Origin of the sequence: Lentibacillus kapialis (assembly GCF_014646635.1) — a bacterium.
Taxonomy (GTDB): domain Bacteria; phylum Bacillota; class Bacilli; order Bacillales; family Amphibacillaceae; genus Lentibacillus; species Lentibacillus kapialis.
Genome location: NZ_BMNQ01000021.1, coordinates 24,780 through 47,925 on the forward strand (window position 1 = coordinate 24,780; position 23,146 = coordinate 47,925).

Annotated in this window: 18 protein-coding genes; 2 read left to right on the plus strand and 16 right to left on the minus strand. The window is 39.9% G+C overall.

The features are described 5' to 3' along the window. Positions 1-21 precede the first annotated feature (21 nt). Positions 22-249 carry a helix-turn-helix domain-containing protein gene (locus IEW67_RS09045; protein WP_188632749.1) on the minus strand — a complete coding sequence of 76 codons (228 nt, stop codon included), beginning with the start codon at positions 247-249 and terminating at the stop codon, positions 22-24. Positions 250-259: 10 nt separating this feature from the next. Further along, positions 260-742, minus strand: coding sequence for a DUF2975 domain-containing protein (locus IEW67_RS09050; RefSeq protein WP_188632750.1), 483 nt, complete (start codon positions 740-742; stop codon positions 260-262). A gap of 225 nt (positions 743-967) precedes the next feature. Between IEW67_RS09050 and IEW67_RS09055 the strand changes: the two genes are divergently transcribed. Continuing rightward, a complete protein-coding gene (locus tag IEW67_RS09055) occupies positions 968-1,435 on the plus strand; it encodes a hypothetical protein (protein WP_188632751.1) in 468 nt (155 codons plus the stop codon). Positions 1,436-2,044: 609 nt separating this feature from the next. On the opposite strand, the gene IEW67_RS09060 is transcribed toward IEW67_RS09055, so the two are convergent. The 3 genes from IEW67_RS09060 to IEW67_RS09070 are packed head-to-tail and all read right to left on the minus strand — an operon-like array spanning position 2,045 to position 6,090. Next, positions 2,045-3,511: a CoA-acylating methylmalonate-semialdehyde dehydrogenase gene (locus IEW67_RS09060; protein ID WP_188632752.1), complete on the minus strand. Its 1,467-nt coding sequence runs from the start codon at positions 3,509-3,511 to the stop codon at positions 2,045-2,047. 25 nt (positions 3,512-3,536) lie between these two features. Next, on the minus strand, positions 3,537-4,673 hold the full coding sequence (ald, locus tag IEW67_RS09065; RefSeq protein ID WP_188632753.1) for an alanine dehydrogenase: 1,137 nt from the start codon (positions 4,671-4,673) through the stop codon (positions 3,537-3,539). Between the two features lie 58 nt (positions 4,674-4,731). Then, positions 4,732-6,090 (minus strand): aspartate aminotransferase family protein, encoded by a 1,359-nt coding sequence (locus IEW67_RS09070; RefSeq protein WP_188632754.1) that lies wholly within the window; start codon positions 6,088-6,090, stop codon positions 4,732-4,734. Positions 6,091-6,330: 240 nt separating this feature from the next. Here IEW67_RS09070 and IEW67_RS09075 point away from each other — a divergent pair, with 240 nt between their 5' ends. Then, positions 6,331-7,932, plus strand: a complete 1,602-nt coding sequence (locus tag IEW67_RS09075; RefSeq protein ID WP_229671725.1) for a PucR family transcriptional regulator — start codon at positions 6,331-6,333, stop codon at positions 7,930-7,932. A 114-nt stretch (positions 7,933-8,046) separates the two neighbouring features. On the opposite strand, the gene IEW67_RS09080 is transcribed toward IEW67_RS09075, so the two are convergent. The 11 genes from IEW67_RS09080 to hydA form a co-directional block, all read right to left on the minus strand. Then, the gene (locus tag IEW67_RS09080) at positions 8,047-8,532 is read right to left on the minus strand and encodes a hypothetical protein (RefSeq protein WP_188632755.1); all 486 of its coding nucleotides are present in this window, start codon (positions 8,530-8,532) and stop codon (positions 8,047-8,049) included. Between the two features lie 80 nt (positions 8,533-8,612). Continuing rightward, the gene (locus IEW67_RS09085) at positions 8,613-10,208 is read right to left on the minus strand and encodes a sodium/proline symporter (protein ID WP_188632756.1); all 1,596 of its coding nucleotides are present in this window, start codon (positions 10,206-10,208) and stop codon (positions 8,613-8,615) included. Positions 10,209-10,779: 571 nt separating this feature from the next. Further along, positions 10,780-11,952 (minus strand): M20/M25/M40 family metallo-hydrolase, encoded by a 1,173-nt coding sequence (locus IEW67_RS09090; RefSeq protein ID WP_188632757.1) that lies wholly within the window; start codon positions 11,950-11,952, stop codon positions 10,780-10,782. A gap of 202 nt (positions 11,953-12,154) precedes the next feature. Continuing rightward, entirely contained in the window at positions 12,155-13,660 is a 1,506-nt protein-coding gene (locus IEW67_RS09095; protein WP_188632758.1) for a sodium:solute symporter family protein, read from the minus strand. Between the two features lie 31 nt (positions 13,661-13,691). Then, the gene (locus IEW67_RS09100; protein ID WP_188632759.1) at positions 13,692-13,907 is read right to left on the minus strand and encodes a hypothetical protein; all 216 of its coding nucleotides are present in this window, start codon (positions 13,905-13,907) and stop codon (positions 13,692-13,694) included. Positions 13,908-14,572: 665 nt separating this feature from the next. Continuing rightward, positions 14,573-15,808, minus strand: coding sequence for a Zn-dependent hydrolase (locus tag IEW67_RS09105; protein WP_188632760.1), 1,236 nt, complete (start codon positions 15,806-15,808; stop codon positions 14,573-14,575). Between the two features lie 35 nt (positions 15,809-15,843). Continuing rightward, positions 15,844-16,053 (minus strand): hypothetical protein, encoded by a 210-nt coding sequence (locus IEW67_RS09110; RefSeq protein ID WP_188632761.1) that lies wholly within the window; start codon positions 16,051-16,053, stop codon positions 15,844-15,846. 27 nt (positions 16,054-16,080) lie between these two features. Continuing rightward, complete coding sequence (locus IEW67_RS09115) at positions 16,081-17,553, minus strand: NCS1 family transporter (protein WP_188632762.1); 1,473 nt, start codon at positions 17,551-17,553, stop codon at positions 16,081-16,083. Positions 17,554-17,719: 166 nt separating this feature from the next. After that, positions 17,720-18,988: an NAD-dependent dihydropyrimidine dehydrogenase subunit PreA gene (gene preA, locus IEW67_RS09120; protein WP_188632763.1), complete on the minus strand. Its 1,269-nt coding sequence runs from the start codon at positions 18,986-18,988 to the stop codon at positions 17,720-17,722. Between the two features lie 30 nt (positions 18,989-19,018). Continuing rightward, on the minus strand, positions 19,019-20,398 hold the full coding sequence (locus tag IEW67_RS09125; protein ID WP_229671726.1) for an NAD(P)-dependent oxidoreductase: 1,380 nt from the start codon (positions 20,396-20,398) through the stop codon (positions 19,019-19,021). A gap of 288 nt (positions 20,399-20,686) precedes the next feature. Next, positions 20,687-22,126 carry a dihydropyrimidinase gene (gene hydA / locus IEW67_RS09130; protein WP_188632764.1) on the minus strand — a complete coding sequence of 480 codons (1,440 nt, stop codon included), beginning with the start codon at positions 22,124-22,126 and terminating at the stop codon, positions 20,687-20,689. Between the last annotated feature and the right edge of the window lie 1,020 nt (positions 22,127-23,146).

Here is a 23,146-nt window from a genome sequence, read left to right on the forward strand (position 1 = left end):
TCCCTTTTAAATCTTCCACGTTTATAAATCCCGGATGTCTTCTTTATCACTTTGGTATTCTAAAATATCGCCGGGTTGGCATTCTAAAGCCTTACAAATCGCATCTAACGTTGATACTCGAATCGCCTTTGCCTTCCCGTTTTTCAATATAGAAAGGTTAGCCATTGTTATTCCAACCCGCTCTGAAAGTTCAGTTACGCTCATTTTTCGTTTAGCCAGCATCACATCAATATTGATTACAATCGCCATGTTATTCACCTCAGACCGTTAGATCATTTTCTGATTTTATATCAATCGCATCCTTTAAAAGCCTTTGCAGAACAGCCGCAAAGACAGTAATCACCATGGAAGCAAAAATAATCACCATTCCGATTACGATCACGCCCGGGGCATCGTCTTTCTCCCCTATGAGATAAAAAATCGGCATACCTCCTACATAGATGATACTGATGATCATGGCACAGTATTTGATATGTTTCAGAGCTCTTACAGACCGTTCTGAAAAAGCATTGTTCTTGTCGATATAGCTTAAAAGTTTAACAGCTTGATACAAAGCAACGTAAAACGGTATCGCCGCTCCATACATAACGATAAAAACAAGATAGTTTATAAAAGCCATTTCCGGATACAATATTGCTGCATAATTTCCTATCTCAGGCACCACAAACATACATAGAGCAAGAATGGGGATACCAATCATCATAACCGCCAGCTTTAAAAAAAGAGTCGTTCCACGTGTCATCTTCAGCACCTCACTCCTAATTAGTCACTTGAATATTAACACGTTATTTATTGAATTACAATAAATAATTAACGATTATCATTATTTTTTGTCCATATTTTAATACAAGGGAACACAATATTAAACCAACTGCTGCAGCTAACTAAACGATTCTCTTATTTCAATAATCAGCCGGCAAGTGATAAAATGAAGTGACATCCTAACTATAATCATCCCGGAGGTCTCATGCTGACATTTGAAGAAAAACTGACCATAATTGAATCCTTTCCAGAATTAAAACGTAACGACATCTCGCTGAGGCGTGTTAACTTCCACTTTGAAGAAAGCGTCAAAGATAAACAGATTGTCGTGTATCGCCTGCATCCAAATGGCAATGGATTTGTATATGCTGAACTAATAGAAGAAAATGGCTATGTAACCGACTCAAAAGGAATGGTGAACATTCGTGACTTTACTAAAGAAGAACTGCAACAGGTGATCAAGCAATCCATTGCGTCCCTCTCTGAAGCAGAGCCTTTTGAAGAAACGTGGATAAACGCTGAGAATCAAACACTCCAGCTAATGAATGAATATGACGTATGGAATATCTATGCGGGCAACGTTTTGGATGGGACACACACCACTTATCATGAAGCGGCTGATTATCTTTATCAGGAAGGTTTCAACCGTATACAGGATATAGACGCAGAATAGAATTTGAAAACTGGGCAAAAAGCGACTCGATCCGGAAATATACTTCACACACATTAGGGCGGGCTGGTGAGCCTCCCGTAGTATACGTATATTTCCTCCACTATAGCGGAGCATTGTTCGTCTCTAGAATTGTAACTTAGTTATGCCCAAGATTTTTAGCCTCACGTTCCAAAGAAACAAATAACAGAAGGAAAGATCCGCCAAAACTGGATTATCCATACCTAACGGATCGTCATTCCGCTAAATGAACAGAAATCTCCCCATTTAGTGTTGTAATGAATCCTCATTCCGCTATTCAGGTAAAAATAGGGCAAAACTAGGGCGGAAAGAGCAAATAGTGGAACGAGGATCCGCTAACATGTTTGAAAAGCTTTAATTGACGTCAATAACGGAATGAGGATCCGCCAAAGTTGGATTTTCCGAACCAAGCAAATCCTCCCTTCCGCTAATCGGGGGAAACAGACGAAAATTTTGGTTAGAAAAACTTCGGCATTCGTTATAAGACGAAGCGAATGCCGCGTCTTTCTAATGTGTTGCTTTTAAATATAAATGCTTGCATGAAAAAAGTGCAGTACGTCTGTGGCACTGCACTTAGCCCATATCTCCCCATCATACCCAGCGCGTTGTGATAACTTTCTTACGCGTGTAGAATTCAACACTGTCTTTTCCATTGGCATGCAAATCACCATAGAAAGAATCCTTCCACCCGGAGAATGGGAAAAAGGCCATCGGTGCCGGAACACCAATATTGACACCCAGCATACCCGCATCTATGGTTTCCCTGAATTGCCGAACGCTTCCACCATCCCGTGTGAATAGGCATGAACCATTGGCAAACGGCGATTGATTCGTGACATCAATGGCTTCATCAAGATCCTTTACACGAACGATGGATAGTACAGGCGCGAAAATCTCGTCCTGCCATATTGTCATATCGGTTGTGACATGATCAAAAATGGTAGGCCCGACAAAATAGCCTTTTTCCTGGGCACTTCCGTCATCGCGTCCATCCCGGATCAGACTGGCGCCTTCACTTTCCCCTGTTTTGATATAATTCAGGGTACGGTCTTTATGCTGTTCACGAATGACAGGACCCAGAAACACGCCTTCATCCAATCCATTGCCGATTGTCACGTCATTGGCCTTTTGCACGAGCTGATCAATAAATTCATCTGCCACAGATTCTTCTACAGCCACAACGGATGCCGCCATACACCGCTCGCCGGCAGACCCGAACGCAGCATTCAAAATTTGCGTGGAGGCATTATCCATATTGGCGTCATTCAAAACAATCGAATGGTTTTTCGCCCCGGCCAGTGCCTGTACCCGCTTGAGGTTGTCGGTAGCGCGTTTATAGACGTACTCGGCTACCGGCTGTGATCCTACAAAGGAAATTCCCTTAACGTGTTTATGATCGAGTAAACCGTTCACCACATCATGGGCCCCGTGAACAATGTTGAACACACCATCAGGAAGCCCTGCTTCTTTCAGCAGTTCCCCCAAACGATTCGCTAACATAGGGGTACGTTCCGATGGTTTCAGAATAAACGTGTTGCCGGTTGCAATGGCCATTGGAAACATCCAGCACGGAACCATCATCGGAAAATTAAATGGCGTGATACCACCGATAACACCGATCGGATAACGATACATGCCCGATTCCAGACCTGATGCAATCGAGTCAAGCTGATCTCCCATCATCAAATTCGGTGCACCTGCTGCAAACTCCACATTCTCAATCCCGCGCTGAACCTCACCTTTTGCCTCATTCAGATTTTTTCCATTTTCAATGGTAATCAACTCTGCCAGTTCATTCCAGTGTTCCACCAAAAGCTGTTGATACTTGAATAAGATACGGGCACGTTTAGGAACGGCGATCTCCTTCCAATCCTGAAACGCCTCTTGTGCGACTTTGACCGCATAATCCACATCTTCTTGTGAGGAGAGTGGAGCTTCTGCAACGACCTCACCCGTGGCAGGATTTATTACGGATTCTGTTTTGTCACTTTCGGACTCTATCCATTTACCACCGATATAGTTTTTAAGTGTCTCTATTTTTGTTTGCGATTTTGCCATAATAAAACCTCCAAATATTTCTTTATTAATGAGTTGCAAATTCAATATCTTTCAACAGGAGACTTGGGTCTTCATATGTCATCCCATGTGCATCAGCCACTGCTTTATAAGTTACAACCCCCTTCATTGTGTTAATTCCTTTTAAGATTGATTCATTTTCTAAACTTGATTCAACATAACCTTTATTTGCGATTTTTAGAGCATATGGCAATGTTACGTTTGTTAAACCTAACGATGCTGTTCTCGGCACTGCACCCGGCATATTAGCCACTGCATAATGAACGACCCCGTGTTTTATAAAGGTAGAATTATCATGAGTCGTAATTTTATCGCTTGTTTCAAAAATTCCCCCTTGATCAATTGCAACATCAACTACAACTGAGTTATTTTTCATTCGCTTAACTGCCGCTTCCGGCACTAGCTTCGGCGCCTTTGTACCAGGAATTAGGACAGCACCAATAACGAGATCAGATTTTTCGACTGATTCTGCAATATTTAATGGGTTTGACATAAGCGTATTCACTTTATCACCAAACAAATTGTCCAATTCACGTAGCCTGTTAAAGTTAAGGTCAATGATTGTCACATCTGCTCCTAATCCGATTGCAATTTTTGCTGCGTTTTCTCCAACGACTCCTCCCCCAATTATTGTTACTTTTCCACGATTCACACCGGGAATACCGCTTAATAGAATACCTTTACCGCCCCTGGGCTTTTCTAAAAGCTGGGCACCAATTTGAGCTGCTATTCGGCCTGCTACCTGACTCATGGGTGTAAGAAGCGGAAGTGACCCATCTTTTCCCTGAATTGTTTCATATGCAATACTCGTAACTTTTGATTCTGTTAATGCCTTTGCCAGATCAGGTTCTGCAGCCAAGTGTAAATACGTAAATAAAATAAGACCTTCATAAAAATACGAATATTCCTCTGGAAGTGGTTCTTTCACTTTCATTACCATGTCCTGAGACCAGGCTTCTTTGGGACTCTGTACAATGGATGCACCCGCACGTTTATATTCCTCATCTGAAAACCCCGAGCCACTTCCCGCCTGGCTTTCAATAACTACCTTATGCCCTGCTTGGATGAGGGCATCAACTCCCGGAGGTGAAACAGCCACCCTATTCTCACTATTTTTTATTTCCCGTGGTATTCCAACTCTCATTCTTTTTACCCCTCCACTACTAAACTAATAAAAATGTTTCAACGTTACTTCCCTTTTATTATTCATTATTCTTAAATACTTTTTTAATAACAGACACGATAAAATCCAAGTCATCATCTGAAGAGGAAAGCGGCGGACAAAGGGCTAATATATTATTATAGCCGGCTACCGTATCGCCATTCCTTCCGATAATTAAACCATTAGCTTTACATTCACCTATTATTTTGCCTACTCTCTGGTCAGTCGCCGGTGTTTTCGTTTCTTTATCTTCTACCATTTCAATTCCCATCACAAAGCCCTGATTCCGTACATCTCCTACATATGGATGACTTTCCAATTCTTTAAGTTCGCCCCTCAGTTTATCACCTAAAACAGCAGCCCGGTTTGTTAAGTTTTCCTGTTCCATGATTTCAATATTTTTTAACGCAACGGCACATGATGCCGGGTTTCCCCCAAATGTATTCACATGACGGAAATGACTATTTTCTTCCGTATTATTAAAAACATCATAGATATCCTTGCGAACGGCCGTAACGGATAAAGGCAAATAGGCACTTGTCAGACCTTTTGCCATTGTGACAATATCGGGCTTCACATCATAGTGCATATGACCGAATGTTTTGCCGGTTCTTCCAAAGCCACAAATCACTTCATCCATAATCAATAGTACACCATGGCGATTACAAATTTCCTGAACCTTTTCCACATACACCGGATCTGGTATTAATACACCTCCACCCGTAATGACTGGTTCCATAATAAGACCCGCTATTGTTTCTTTCTGTTCCCAAATAATTTTCTCTTCAATTTCCCGGGCTCTTTGCAGGTTGTATTCTTTAACAGACATGCTTTCAGGTTTTCTGTAGTTATCCGGTGGTGCGACATGCAAAAAACCTGAAGTTAGTGGCTCGTATTTAAATTTACGGAGTGGTTGGCCTGTAGCGGCTAATGCACCCAGGGAACCGCCATGATAGGCCCGGTACCGGGATATGAATTTATACCGGGACGATTCACCATTTTGCTGATGATATTGCCGGGCTATTTTAAAGGCGACTTCATTCGCATCCGAACCGCTATTGGAATAAAAAATCATATACTCATCATTCAACATATCATTCAATTTTTCAGCTAGTTTAATAGCTGGCAAATGACTTTGTGACATTGACGAATAAGACATCTCTTTTAATTGATCATATGCTGCTTGTGCCATTTCTTCACGTCCATAACCAACATTCACACACCACAACCCTGACATGCCATCAAGATAACTATTCCCATTATGGTCTGTAATCCATGAGCCCTTAGCTTCTGTTGCAATCATAGGCTCTCTCTTAGCGTCGTCCTTAGACATGTGATGCCATATATTTCGCTGATCCTTTTCCACAAGTGTCTGTGGTGTTTCGTTTACCGTTTTCATTTTAAAACTCCTTTCCGGAATAATTTGTAGACGGCTGACAGTGGCTTAACATTTTACAAACTGTCCAAGTATCAACGTTAATGACTCAATCATTCGAAATCACTCCTTAGCAGATGTTCAAACAATTGACAGCGATTACATTTCCTTTCATAATTAGAATTATACTTATTCTTCTCAAAATTTTCATTTTACAATATGTTAAATTAATCTCATTTCATTTTAACAGTTTGGAGGCATGGAATGATGAGCAGCTTTCACTTAACAATCAATAGTGCTCTCAACAATGAGTTATTTAAAAGTGCTCGTGTTTTAGCAGGGAAAAAAGGGTTAAAAAAACAGATTAAATGGACGCATATTATTGAAACGAAAGACTTTGATTCTTTGCTCAATGGAGGTGAACTGATTCTGACTACAGGGAATGGACTCGATCTCGACTCCTCATTAGATACTTATGAAAGGTTAATCAGCAAAAATGTCGCTGGCATCTGTATTGAAATCGGACCTTATTTTACTATGCTCCCAGAAAAGATTAAGCAACTTGCAGATGAGCATAATTTTCCTATCATTGTTTTTGAAGAAGTTGTTAAATTTGTTGAGATTACACAACAATTACATACCCATATTATTAACCAGCATCATCAGATGCTATATGAGATTAGTGACTTAACCAAAGAGTTCACGGAACTGTCCCTCTCACCAAATGGCACACTAAAAATCTTGCAAAAATTACATGATCAATTTCAATCGTACGCATTGTTTGTCACTGACGAAGCCAAAACGTATTATTATCCTCCTGAAGGAAAAGGATTTAATAAATTACTCGCTTCATATGTGCAAAATCATCATACCGAAAAACTTTTCGAAAAAATTATTACGGTTGACAATAAAAAGTTTGCACTGACTCCTGTTAATGTTGTAGGTCAGATTTGGGGATATTTATGTCTTCACGTAACCGAGGATTCTCCAAACGAATTTTTATTTACTGTATTGGACAGGGCAGCCATATCAATTGCCCAAATTTTATTAAGAAACAGAACCATTGAAGAACGAAAATTAAATGTGGAAGATGATTTAGTGCAAAATCTATTGCTCGGAAAACCATATAATCCTGATGAACTCAAAATAATAATGCCGTCCTCAAAGAAACATTTACACTTCAGAGTATTTATCTGTCAGATGGATACTGCATCTTCAGCCAGCAATGATGAGTGGGATGAAATAAAAGTGCAGCAGTCGATGTCAATCCGATCATTATTTGAACGGTATGGTTTTTATCCAGCGGTTTCCGTAAAAAAAACTGAAATCGCCGTCATTAGTTTTTTTGATGCCGATAAGCATGACAAGTTTGCTGCCAACCAATTCAATGCATTAATCTCGGAATGCCCAAAGACGCTTAACTTTCATCCTAAAAACATAGGCGTCAGCGGCAGCCATCAAGGCACTTCATTCATGCGAGCCTATAAAGAAGCCAATGAAGTCTTTCGCCTGAACAAATATCATGAGTCAGACATTGCTCTATACGAAAACATCGGAATATACCGGCTACTTTTCAGGCTGCAGGACAATCAATTAATCGAATCGTATATTGTCGATTATATTGGCCCATTGCTTAAACATGATACGGAAATGAACGCAGAACTACTAAGTACACTTGAAACGTATTTGAAATTTAGTGAATCAAAAAAAGAAACAGCGGAGCGTTTGTTCATTGTACGTCAGACGCTCTATCACCGCCTAAAAAAAATAGAAGAACTCCTGGGAGACGATTACTTGGAACCAACTAACCGCCTGGCGATTGAAACAGCGATCAAAGCCTATCATTTAATAGAAAATACCAGATAAGACATTTTGTTATGAATTACTTTGAATAACCAAACGTCAAACTTCAGTAGTTTAATGGCATTTGGTTATTCTCAGCATTATTTCTGACTTCACTGCAGCCATTCCCATTTGTATTCAGAGTGGATGGTACTGACCTGTCACACTATCCACAATAAAATCCTGTCCGCTCTTTTTACTATTGTAAACAACCCAGTAGGGCCTATAAAATAAATGTTGTTTTTCAACCTTTACATGAGATACAGAAAGCATCCGCATTTTTAATGACAGGGACCGATAGATAAAGCTTTTGGAAATGGTCAAGCAATCTTCAAGTGCCTGATACTCACGCATTCGCTGGCCTTCCAATATTTCAGAAGCTTCCCACTTTGGATTAGAATCCACTAATGAACCATTTCCATTGATGGCATCTACTGCACAACCGACTTTTTCATCCATAGGCAAGAAAAGTCGTTTAGCTTTCACATTATAAATGAAATAGTAATAAGGATAATAGATTATTCGATCAGCCGAAAACGTTGCATTAGGCTGTAATTTCATAAAGCTTCTCTCTATTTCCTTCTTTTCAAATTTTATAGATTGTGTTAATACTTGTTCTTTCATGACGTCACCCCTCTAAATTCAGTCTGACTCTAGGATGTCGTTCAGGATATCTGGGTGCTTCGTCGAACGTTGTTTTCTGTTTATGTTTCTTTAATGCTCCAATTCACAATAGCTGACTCCTGGATGTCTTTATTCGTTTCAAGAAAACAGGAAATGTTCCGTGCTTCAGGTGCTAAATCATCGAAAATTCCTTTTTCCAGTTTTTTTGGGACTCTTTTATTCTCTTTAGCTAAGTCAAATGCATTTAAAATTGGGTCTGATGGTGGTGTTCCAAATTTATTTCCAATTAGCATGGCAATCAAAGAAACTAGCACTCCAGCCAGGAACGGGTGAATTTCTGTCGCATTTTGGAAGGCGAACAATTCCCACACAATGTTGGTTACTGAACCTCCAACCATGCCACACAACACACCGATTTTATTCGCCTTTTTTGAATAAACCGAAGCAATGTAAGGCACCATGAAAGTGTTCCCCAATACACCAAAGGCAAATATGACAAGCGCAAATACGGTTGGCGGTTCGTATACAGCCACAATAATGCCAACGATGCCCCCAACTAAAATACATAACCTCGACACTAGCAACTGTTGTTTATGGCTGGCCTTCTTATTGATAAACCGGCTATAAACATCACGTGAAAGTGTTGTCCCTGCTTGCATCAATAAAGCATCACATGTAGACATAATGGCTGCCATAATGGCTGAGAGCAGAATCGCCGCTATTATCCCCGGAAATACCATATAAATCATTTCCGGAATAACCATTTCAGGGTCTGAAACGCTAGGCATAATGATAATAGCAGACATTCCTAATATATAAGGGGTGAATGTAAATAATTGATTAAAACCTGCTGACCAAAGAACGGCGTTTTTTGTGGTTTCACCACCTTCCATAGACATATGTTTAACGGAAACGTGCGGCAGGCCCATATACCCAATAGCATAAATGAGAACCGCACCCAAGATGACACCCCACTGTCCATAATAGACTAAATCCTTACCCCAAATGCTGAGGTATGTAGGATCAATCTCTGCAAGCTGTGCATTCAATCCTGATAGCCCACCTACTTGAGGCCATACCATAACACCGATAATACTTACACCTATCAACATAATAATCCCTTGCACAAAACCACTGAAAGCAACAGCCAGGAATCCCCCGAGCACAGTATAAGCAACGATAACACCTATACCTATAACTAAAGCCATTTCATATGAAAAACCCGACATCGCTTCCAATGCTTTTCCAGCAGCAATAAACTGTGCAAATGCATATGCAAATAGAAATATAATCCCTACAACTGCGCCATACACACGTACAGCTGTACTTTCAAATCTCTTTTCCAAATATTCCACTGGTGAGAGTGCTCCTAACAGCTGTGACATTCTTCTCATTCTTTTTCCCAAAACTGACAAGTTCACAATCGATCCACCAGCATCACCTATTGCATACCACAGTGCGTGCCAGCCCTCTTGGAATGCCTGGGCCGGACCACCCATGAACATGAAACCGCTCATAGAAGAACTTTGCATACTGATGGCTGTAACAGGCGCACCGATTTTTCGATTGCCCAGTAAATAGTGGTCTGCTGATGCTGAAGCTCTTCTGGTAAAGTATAATCCTATTCCCAGCATTGCTAGCAAATAAATAAAAAAAACGATAATGTCTAAGTTCATTGACGATTTCTTCCTTTCCAGTGATTTGTTGTGTTATTCGTCTGCATCTCCGATTTTTTCATCCCGTCGCATTTTGAAATACATAACGAGAGCCAAGGTGACCCAAATGACTGGCCAAGGTAACATTAATAGTGCGGTCTCCCAAGGTAAATTAAACATTGTTCGCCTCCTTAATAGATAATTAAAATAGCAATCACAAATTCTAAATAAAAGACACATAAACTAACTGGTAAGCTCCCATGCATTCTCATGACAGTTATTTTAAACGCTTACATCCACTTGTTTATATTTTTAAATAATTCAGTTGATTGTAGCTTTCAAATATATAGCTACGCACATTCTATTCAGTTAATGACTTGAACATATTAGACATAATGTTAAATTTATATGGGTATATTAAAACAATATGTAAAAATGATTACAGAGAGTATCATATCAACTAACTTTCCAGGTTCAATACTCCCTTTTTGTTCTTCAAACGAGCATATGCACCGTTGGTGGTATACATTGCTGTGTGTATTCTTCGTATTGGCGAGAAATCCGTTTCCACTACAACATTCTATGCGCAATATTACTCATTTTTTAAAACCTCAAGCACCATACTTGCTACAAAAGCTCCTCTAACTGCAATATCGTCTGTATTAATATATTCCTTGCCTGGCTGATGCGCGAAGTCCCCACTCATTCCCATACCATCAAGAGTTGGAGAACCAACAGACGCAGTGAAATTACCATCAGTTCCCGCTCTTCCCACAAATCCTTCCATCTCCAAATCAAACTTTTCCCCAACCTTTTTGGCCCTCTCATAAAGGGCTTTGTGTACAGGATCTTTTTCATCAAAAGGCGGTTTTTCTATCCCTCCTTTAGTTGTTATTTTTACCTCAGGGTTATATGGCTTTAGATTTTGAAACTGGGAATCGAACTTTTTTGCAATTTCGGCTGATGAGAATCTGGCATCTATAGTAAGCTCTCCAACACCTGGTACAGTGGGCCAGCCAGTATTACCGCTATTAAAGCTAGTACAGGCAATTGTTACATCCTTTTCAAGATCAGTAAGGCTTTCCAGGTAAATAGCCTGCTGTGCAAGTTCTTTTAACCCACTTTCCGCATTTTCGGGTTCTTGACCGGAATGCGCTGGTCTCCCCTCTGCAATAAATGTATAGTTCCCCCGAGCATAGCGTCCGATTGTTAATAGACCAGAGTAGTCTCCAAAAGTAGGCTCCATAACAAATGAAGCTTTGCTCTTTTTGGCTAACTCCTTATAATGCATGTGTGATGAAGGGCTACCCGCTTCTTCATCGGAAGTTAATAAAAATACAATTTTTTTGTTTTCAGGTAACAAACTAAGCTCCTTTAGTGCTTTTGCAACCATAAAAACCTGTACAATTCCCCCCTTCATATCAAATACACCTGGCCCCCATACTTTTGTATCCTCTTGTTCCCACAGGCTCCCAAATGCACCCTTTTCATAAACAGTATCATAGTGACCCACAAAAAGTACCTGCTCATCACCATCTCCTAATTCCATTAGAAGATGGTCTCCGTAGCGACTGTCATTACTTGGTACAATACTGCATGTAAAACCTATTTTTGAAAAACTTCTTTCAAAATAATCCCTGCATTTTTTAAGATCTTCCTTGTTGCCTTCAGTCGGTGATTCTAAAGTCACGGCTTCCTTTAACATTTCCATAAATTCATCAGTATGTTTTTTCATAAATTCTAAAAGCATTTTTTCTTCTGACATTAAACTCTCTCCCTTTCTAAGAGTTCTGGCACATTAACTTGAGCAAAACGACAAGGGCTTCCTTTCCTTACTTGTTAGGTTTTTATCTGGGTGAATTATTAATTTCCGTTCTTATTACAAAGCATTGATAGATGCAGCATTTATCACGAATTTGCGGATTTATTCTTAACCTCTCAGTGTGAAGATTGGACAAGGGGCCATTTTATAAAGCTTTCTCCTCATTAGCTTCCTGCATTCCTTCTTCCTTATTTTTAAACGCTGTTAGTGCTTCATCAAATCTTTCAACTACTTTTTCATTTCTTGGGACAGTAGCTAAGCTGACCGCTATAAACAGCACGGTATTAAGTGCAAGTCCCCACATCGCAGGATCAAGACCCAACGGACTGGTCAACCCAGGTATAAAAGTTAAAATCACCGTTAAACCAACACCACCAATTAACCCGAAGATAGCACCACTGGCATTGGACCTTTTCCAAAAAAGAGCTCCTAATGTCGGCACAATAAGTTGTGCTGTTCCACCAAATGCGACTAACCCTATCGTTACAAGAACTCCTGGAACAAATAGTGCCATGAAGTAAGCAATTATAGAAAAAATGAGGATGGCGTACCTCGAAACTTTTGTCAATTTCTTATCTGAAGCTTTAGGATTTTTATATCTCTGATAAAAATCCTTTGTAATAACGGTTGAAACTGCATGGATTTGACTGTTAGATGTAGACATTGCTGCTGCAGCCCCCCCGGCTAAAATCAATGCAGCCAAAACCAATGGCATGTATTCCGTAACCATAATTGGTAAAACCTGGTCTGCATTTTCAATTCCAGGCATCTTCAAAACGCCTGTCCAGCTTATTAAAACAGAACCTAAATAAGTGACAGCTACCAAGGCTATTAAAAATGGCATCAAATTAAATAGCTGGCCATCCTTGACTGCGTACATGCGCAACCAAAGTTGGGGGCCCATTAAAGCACCAAGTGCAGTGACAACACACAAAGAAATCCATGTTGAAAATCCAGCTGTTCCATCTGGGCCAGGCAGGGTCAGGTGCTCCGGATGCAAACGCTGCATTTCATTAAACATGGAAATTGGGCCTCCGACTAAGTCGGATATATAGATACCACTCAAAAGTAGACCAAAGAATAAAATTGCACCATATATAATATCCGTCCAGGCTATCGCTCTAATACCACCAACCCAAACGTATACAATTATAACTGCGTAGAAGAGAAATGCTGCCAGCCAAAAAGGAATAACCCCACCTGAAGCAACTTCTATCAGATAGGCACCTCCAGTTAACTGAATCTGTAAATAAGGGATTGTGAAAATAGTGACAACTGCTCCGACAATGATTCGAACTTGTTCATTATCGTAAAAATCACCCAAAAAATCAGAAGGTGTAACATAATCAAATTTTTTTCCCAGATACCATACTCTTTTTCCAACTATGTAGTACAGATATCCAAAAAGAACATTCCATGCAAAGGCGGTTAAATATACTGGTCCTTCTGTATAAAATGAAGCATTCGAACCTAAAAAAGCAAAAGAACTCCACCATGTAGCTGCCACAGTAAAGAAAGCAGCAACAGAACCCATATTTCTACCTTGGATAAAAAAATCACTGCTCGAATTGTTTGACCTGGCAGCTGCTATAAAGCCTACTATCAATGGAATAAACATAAATAGAAAAATAATAAATACTCCGGCTGACATAAGTGTACCTCCCCATTAAAAGACTGAACTATTAAATAGAATTTTTCTTTCCCCATTTTTTTATATAAGCGATCAGGAAAATAATTGTACAAAACAGCCACCAAAATAGTACCCAAAAAACTAAAAGAGGCAGTCCAAAAATCATTGGTTCAATATTATTGGCCAGTAATACAATTGGTGTCTCTAACATAATCAAGCCAAAAATGATTGTTGCATGGAAAAAAACTGTACTTCTCCTATTTTTCATAGATTATCTCCCTCAAAATTATTTATTAACTTGAAATAGAACTAATAGCTGTAAAATCACCTGATAATTTGAAGCTGGAAAAATGTTATTAAGCGCTTTCATTTTCTCATTTTTAGTCCTTTGCGTTCTTCATTGATATGCAGTTGAACATCCTTTCATGTAATTGAATCGATTTATAAATAAGTATGAATATTTTGATTCATATTATCATTAGACACATTGTTCAGAATATCTGTTTATTATTAAACAACATGTTAATATCAATTGATTTGGCATAACTACAGTATTTCCCTCGTATGCTTGCCAACACTACTTTCGCTGCTTTACAGGCAACAGACAAGAAAATGGTAGATTAACGCTGGTACTATTATATTGAGAAGCGACCGTGCAATCATTTATCTTAGAAATTGTGTAGTTACTTGGCAAAGGCTTTATGAAACCAAGTAATCGTCTGCCTTGGAGATTCCTACTAAGGCATATTATATTTCGGAAGGTAGAATAAAGGAGTAGACTATTCGGGTAACAGTATGGTCCTACCTGTGCTAAAGGAAAACAGAATTCCCCTTAGTTTGGAGATCGTGCATAGTTATCTTTTACAAATGGTTAAAAGAAATTTAAGTGATAAATTTCTTTTAACCATTTGACGTGAGTCACAATGTGTCATTTTACTTTGTCGCTAATCCCAAAACTGTTTGCAGCATAACATTAACCCCGTTCTCACAATCCTCCCATGATGTCAATTCATCTTCCGCATGGCTTTTACCATTTACACTTGGTACAAATATCATGGCGGTTGGATTATAGGTTGAAATAAACTGTGCATCATGTCCAGCACCACTTACCATTCGCTTATAGGAATATCCGATATTTTTTGCCGATTGTTCCAGTGAATTGACAATATGCTCATCAAACCATACTGTATTCCGATTCCATTGTTTAGTTGTTTTCACGTCACATTTTTCCTTACCCGACGATTCCGGGAGCCCCTGAATAATTTCCTCTACTTGCCTGATAGTTTTGCCATCTTGATGTCTTGCCTCCAAGGTAAACACCACTTTATTGGGTATGATGGTATGAATATTTGGACTTACATTCATTCTGCCTATCGTATAAACCAACTTATCATCCAGCTTTTTCATTTTCTCACGTATTTCAGTGATCAAGTTATTAGCAGCAAACAATGCATCTTTTCGTATTGGCATTGGCGTTGTACCTGCATGGTCGGAATCACCGTTTACCTCGATTTCATAGTTAACCATGCCAACGACACCCTCAACGACACCAATCTGCAGCGATTCACTTTCTAATACAGGCCCCTGCTCAATGTGTAATTCTAAAAAAGCGGCTGCATCTTTTAAGCGATTCTCTTCTTTCCCTTCAAAACCACTGTTTTTGAGCGCTTCTCCAAATGTAACGCCTTCCGAATCCGTCGACCCCAGCATGGCCGTTTTATCAAAATGTCCGGAAAGTACACCGGAAGACATCATCGCGGGTTCAAATCGTGCACCTTCTTCATTGGTAATATTAGCAACCACAATGGGTACTTCCGGCTTGATGTCATGTTCGACAATTGTCCGGACCACTTCCAACCCGGTTAAAACACCAAGCACACCGTCAAAACGTCCACCTTTTTTTACGGAATCCAAATGCGATCCTATAACAATTGGAGGCTGATCATTATCTTTTCCTGGCAGTGTTGCATACATGTTGGCCAAATCATCACATATGACTGACATGCCAAGTTTTTCACACTCAGATTGGAAATGCTTCCTGACTTTAAGATCTATTTCGGATAGTGCTAAACGTGTAACGCCATTGTTATCAGTCCTGCCAAAATCAGCATAATCCTCTAACTTATTTTTTAGTCGTTCTCTATTGATTAATACCTTTTGTTTTTCCACTAGCATTCATCCCCCACTATTTTTTAATTTTTCATTTATTTATATTGCTGGATATATAATGTAGCAAAATACTTTCTGCTATCCGGATGGGTCAGTAGTAGTGTTTTTTTCTCAAACGTCATTTTATTTTCAAATACAACCACATCTCCGTCAAATGTGCCTTTGGAACTAGTCATGACGTACCCTTTTTTAATTAGATTATCTATTTCTTGTTTCTCTGATTGTAAAGCAGCATTGTTTGACATCGTAGTATTGCCTCCCTCCTTTACCGGTTAACCCGTTATTTCTTCGTTACTATCTCTATTTTCATCATCAATCACCCAATCGCGTCCAACGGTAATCCCCAAATACTTTTCGTCATTCGGATCTTCTATTTCCGCCTGACGAAACTTTTTGAAGTACCAATACCTAGCCAACACATAGTAAATGGCTCCTGCTAATACAAAGCCTACGATAAACGAATAGTCCATAAAAATAATGGCTACAATACCACCGATTACCCAAGCAATCATACCGGCAGCGTTCACGCCGCCATGGAACTTAAATTGCCCCCCATGCCGATAAAGTTCCTGTACATTTACCCTTCGCTTGCGCAACAAATAATAATCAGCAACGAGAATTCCGCTTATTGCTGATAAGACGGCTCCAAAGAATAGCAACGCTTCCGTTAATATTTCATAGACACTCCATGGTTGAATAATTGTTCCCACTATCCCTACAACAAATACCGCAATCGCATTTGTTGCTTTCGGTCCCAGTGCATTTGAGAAAATAGCAGCAGCAGGTACAATATTAGCAGCTGTATTTGTTGACCACTGTGTCAGTACAATCATAAGAAGCAGCATTGCCAGCATCCATCCGGAAGCTGTCTCCTCCAAAGCAAGAACCGGATTGGAACTGCCTGCGACCATAAATGCTGCCGCACCAATTATAATCATAAACGTTTCCGTCAATGGCATGGCGATTAAACTACCGATTAAATTGGTTCTGTTTCGTTTAAACCAATTTCTTTCATATTTGGGTGCTTTAAAAAAACGTGAAATAGTCGGAATATCACACCCTAACGTCGCCCAAAAACCCATATTAGCAAAGATGACAATTACAAAAGCCGTAACTGCCGCCCCACCTGTAACCGGACTTTCTGCCCAAGCCCAAACATTTCCGCCTTGTTCGATAATATCTGCCGCTAAAGTTTGATAAATAATTAGGGATAAAATAATGATAATTGGAGCAGCAAAGTCAGCAAAACGTTCGACCCATTTTATACCAGATGCAGTATTAATCAGCTGTACAAGGGCAAATACGATATAACATAATAACCAGTTGTCAAATCCCGGATTGATCGTATGAATGATCGAATTGATCGCGGTTGAACCGAAATATGTATTTAACCCAAACCAAAAAGATGCTGTGATTGCTCGTGCTAATGAAGGAATATGGGTACCCACGATACCAAAGGGTGCACGCATATAAACCGGGAAAGACAAACCATGTTCAACCCCGATATCTCCGACAATCGAAATAAATCCGCCAACCGCAACGCAACCTATCAAGGTAGCCAGTACTACCCAAGGCAAGGAAATACTCTCAACTCCGGAAGCACCAATGTCAAAGGTTGCTAAAAGTATGGCCATCCCAATCCACATTGCAAAAAATCCGACAATCCCTATTTTCCTATTATTATGACTGATCGGAAGTAAATCCGGTGACTTTAGGTACGAGTTGTTTGTATTGGTCTTTACCATTATTAAACCCCTTTTAATTTATTGAGGACGGTGAAGCTGTTTGATTTTAAATTGGCCAAACAGCTCAACTCCTCGAAACAGAACTTTAACTCAACAAATCTCCCACCTTTTCGTCTTCTTTTTAATGGCTACTCTGGCACAAGAGGTGATATTTAGCACTCAGCCGCTATTTACTATTAAGCACTTGTAAAGCAGACTCCCGCTGATTCCAGGACATTGGCGGTTCGGTCGGCTCCAAATCTATCATATCGATTGCTCCTTCAACTGGACAAACGATTGCACAAAGATTACATCCGACACAATCATCCTCCCTAACCTCCAAATATTCCTTTCCATTTCCATCCACAAGCATATCAATACACTGATGGGCTGTATCCTCGCAGGCGATATGACACTTATTACAATTAATACAAATATCATTATTAATACGAGCGACCATTCGATGATTTAAATCCAATTCGCTCCAATCTGTATATTTCTCAACCGATTTACCCACCAATTCACTTACAGAAGCAACCCCTTTATCATCCAAGTAATTACTTAAGCCCTCTGTCAAGTCATCGATAATACTAAATCCATGATGCATGGCTGCTGTACAAACCTGTACGTTTCCGGATCCCATCAGCATAAATTCAACAGTGTCCTGCCATGTGGAAATGCCGCCTATTCCTGAAATCGGAATGTTAAATTCCGGTTGCCGCGCACATTCTCCAATCATATTCAGGGCAATCGGTTTAACTGCTGGCCCTGAGTATCCACCATGGGCTCCCATTCCATTCACATTAGGTGTTGTATTCCATGTGTCGAGATCTACACCCATTAAACTATTGATAGTATTAATCATACTTACTGCATCGGCCCCACCACGCTCTGCAGCTTTTGCCGTTGCGGTTATATCTGTAATATTCGGTGTCAGTTTAGTAATGACTGGTACTTCTGCAACCTCCTTCGCGTACAACGTTGACTTTTCCACCAAGTCGGGATGCTGCCCGACCGCTGAGCCCATTCCACGTTCAGACATACCATGCGGGCAACCAAGATTTAATTCAAATCCGTCTACTCCGACATCTTGAACCCGTTTTACAATTTCGTGGAATTTATCCCGCTGTGGCTCCACCATTAATGAAGCAATAATAGCCCTATCGGGAAAACGCTTCTTTGTTTCGTAAATTTCTTTTAAATTCTCTTCAATTGGCCGATCAGATACTAATTCAATATTATTAAAACCTGCTACACGCTGACCATTAAAGTGATGCGCACCAAAACGGGAAGTAACGTTCAGCACCGGCTCACACAGCGTTTTCCATACAGCCCCACCCCACCCGGCTTCAAATGCACGCTGCACTTGATAACCTGTATTCGTTGGTGGTGCGGATGCAAGCCAATAGGGATTGGGGGATTTAATCCCAGCAAAATTGATACTAATATCAGCCATTTTCATCCTCCCTTACTATAAATTCCAACTTTATACTTGCGCTTCAGATTCATTAGATTCATTTAATTGCTGATGTATAGCATATGCCGTTTCTTTTCCCTCCTGTGCTGCAGTAACCGCCATCGCTTCACCTATTCCTTTTTCAAAGATCACATCTCCTGCAGCGTAAACTTTTGGATGAGAAGTGAGGTATGTTTCATTATCCACTTTTACAACACCATTATGATGTTCCAGACCAAATTCATCGATCAACTGATGATGTCGTGTTTGACCAATCGCCTTAATAATAATATCAAGGTCCATCATAAATTCAGACCCCTCTATTTCCACCGGTTGTAAGCGTCCATCGAATTCCGTCTCTTTTAATTCCATGCGAACACATTCTAATTGTTTTACATAGCCATCAGAATCACCAATTATACGTTTAGGAGTTATTAACCATCTAAATTCAACATTATCTTGTTTAGCAAATTCGTATTCAAAATCATACGCCGACATTTCTGCTTCCGTCCGCCGATAAAGAATTTTAACATTGTCAGCACCAAGTCTTACCGAGGTCGTCGCACCATCAACCGCCGTATTTCCCGCTCCAATGATAGCTACACGCTTTCCAACAAATTCAGTCGGATATTTTTCATTTTTTACTTCTTCAACTAAATCAATTGCGTCGTAAACACCCTTCAGGTCTTCCCCACCAATATTTAACATTGGTACTTTTGACATTCCTGCTGTAAGTATAATGGCATCATAACTACTCACAAGATCTGTTGCGGAAACATCCTTACCAACCTCGGTATTTGTACGAATTTCAACCCCTAAATTTTCAACCTGTTCCACCTCCCATAACGAAATATCCTTTGGAAGCCGAAATGGAACAATACCATGAGTATCTAATCCACCAGCCTCATTTTTCGCTTCAAAAATTGTCACCTCGTAGCCCATTCGACCAAGCTCACGAGCTGCCGATAAACCCGCCGGACCACCACCGATAATTGCGATTCGCTTTCCATTCCTCTTGCCGGCTTTAAACATTACTTGTTCATTTCTAATTGACCAATCCGTTGCATAGCGTTGCAAGTCACCAATCATAATTGGACTGGTAGAATCGTTAAGAACACAAGCTCCCTCACACAATACCTCTGTTGGACAAACACGCCCACAGCTTGCTCCAATAGGATTCTCTTCCATAATAGCTTTTGCCGAACCTTCTAAGTTTCCGGACGCAATCTTTTTAATAAAGCCAGGGATGTCAATCCCTGTTGGACAAGCTTTTATACAAGGTGCATCGTAACAATATAGACAGCGGTTTGCTTCATCAAATGCCCCCTGTGCATTATAACTCGGCCTTGACTCCGCAAAGTTCTTTTCCAAATCTTCATCTGTCAGTAAATTGTGCAGCAGATTTCCCAATGATAAGCCGCCTCCTTTCTGGATTTGCGGAAAAATATTTAAAACATCTTCTTACGGGGTACTACTAAATCCATGTTCATTTATTCCAATGATTGTTGATTAAAGTCGAGGTATTCAAATGAATCATCTCCCCCCTTCCCGTCTAATAATTCCGCTCCGTGTAAAATTTCCGAGTTTATAATTATTTCTAAGTCATTAAGGCATTCCCTATTTATCAATGCGTGCACCCGCTCTACCATATAGTTCCTATTTTCCCTCCGCATCAAAAATAGTTACTGGGAAAAGGTATCATCCGGGTAACTCAACACGCGATTGATTCAACCCAATGGCTTCTTTCGTATTTTCAAAACAAAGGGCAAACGGCTCACCATGAATAAACTTTCCATCCCCTTTTTCACCAATGAATTCTTCATCGTCAACCATGAGTTTCCCACGAAGGAATACTTTATCCACTTTGCCTTCCTGTTTATATCCCTCAAACGTACTATAGTCAACACCATGTAGACTGTTCTCATTTGAAATAATGGATGATTCATTGGGATCATATAAAACAATATCTGCATCCATGCCAACACCAATGTGTCCCTTGCAATGATCTAATCCCATATTCTTAGCAGGTGTCGTTGCAAATAGATCAACAAAACGCTGTCGCGAAATCTTTCCGGTGTTAACACCATATGTCCAGAGAATGCCCAAACGGTTTTCTACACCGGGTGCACCATTTGGGATATTGGTAAAGTCATCAACTCCCATATGTTTTTGTGAGGCCCAGTCAAACCCGCAATGGTCGGTACTGATAGCATTGAGCCAGCCATTACCAACTGCCTTCCATAGTGCGTTCTGATCCGCTTTAGTCCGGAGTGCCGGGGATAACACATATTTGGCTCCTTCAAAATCAGGCTTAGATAAATCGCTTTCATCAAGCATCAGATATTGAACACATGTTTCGCCATAAACCGGCAATCCTTCATTTTTGGCATTACGAATGGATTTCATCACATCTTCGGCTGTAACATGAACAATGTAAACCGGGGCTTCTGCCATAGCTGCAAGATTAATTACACGCTGGGTCGCTTCAAGCTCCACCATTGCTGGTCTTGATTCAGCATGATAATATGGATCTGTCTTACCTTCGGAGATTAGTTTCTTTTGAAGAAAGTCGATCACATCGGCATTCTCACAATGAACCATGACCGTGACGCCGGCTTCCTTTGCTGCCCTTAATGCTTTGTAAAGAGCCTCATCATCACTGTGAAACGCCATTCCCTTGTAAGCCATGAACAATTTCACAGTTGAAATACCTTTGCTAGGCAAATCCGCAATTTCCTCAAATGTTGTATCCACTGGATCACATACAACAGCATGATACGAATAATCTGCCATGGCCTGACGAGCAACTTCATTCTTATCCATATCAAAAATGGTATCTGCCATCCCTTTTCCCTGTTCTTGATTCACAAATTCAACAACTGTTGTGGTTCCCCCAGCAACAGCAGCATTCGAGGTTTCAAACCCTCTTACTCGCTCGCCTTTAAACTCAAAAGAATAATGGACATGTTGATCTACCCCTCCTGGAAGGACGTATTTCCCCTGCGCATCTATTGTATGATCAGCAATCGAATCTAATCTTTCACCGACAGCAACTATTTTCTCGCCATCTATAAGTACATCCCCAATAAACTCGTCAACAGCTGTTACAATCATCCCATTTTTAATTAATGTACGCATGCGTTTCCTCCTATGAAAATTTGTGATTTTGGCATACTAACGAACTACAATTATTTAATTTGCATATTTCCTGATAACTAAAAATTAATTCCCATGTTTATACCTAACCTCCTGTCACTATTAGATTCGCCTATTGAATGCGCTTTCATTTCCCTGAAACCATCTCACTTCAAAATGGATTTTCATTTCTTTGTTGAACTATTATAATTATTTGAAATATTATATATCACTAATAATACGTCCCATAAAACTAAATTACACTTGTCATATTGTAAAAAATATTATTACTATTTTAGACATGTTGTTAAATCTAAAGTTTCTTCAATTCATAAGAAAACCTCGGCATTCGCCTCGTCTTATAGCGAATGTGGAAGCTTTTGTATGAAAACAACCCTTAAAAAAGACAATACCAAACTATGCCCTTCATATTTCAATTTTTTGAAGAGCTTCGAATTAAAATAAATGCTATTAAATGATTTCTGTCTAAGCTGTTTCCCCTTCTGATGACGTTACTTCATATCCCTTCTTTTTTGATATTCAATCATTTTTGGGGTCAACACCAAAATCTATGGTTGAAATGAATGAGTGAATATAGTAGTGAAACTAGCTAGCGGAGGAAAAACACGGAGACTCCTGTGGGAATGCGCAGTGTGAAGACCCCGCAGAAAAAGCGACCTTCTTTTTCGAGGAGGCTGAGGACAAGCCCACGGAAAGCGTAGTGTTTTTCCGAAGCGACTGCTGACGTCAAAATGACATCTAATTTGTCAACCATAGATTTTGGTCAACAGCCCTTTTTTGATTCTTTCTTTTGTTTCTGTTGCTGCAAATAATTGCTTCCATTGGAAAACCACCTCAGAAACAATTAACAATACACATGACAGTAGGTATAATTTAAAATTTTTGTATACGTGCTTCCGGCACAGTAAATGGTACTTCTATACTGTCACAAACCAGTTTCTTATTCAGGGTATCTTCATTGAAGACCCACCAAAAAGCTTTCGACCTGGTTGTATTGTTAAT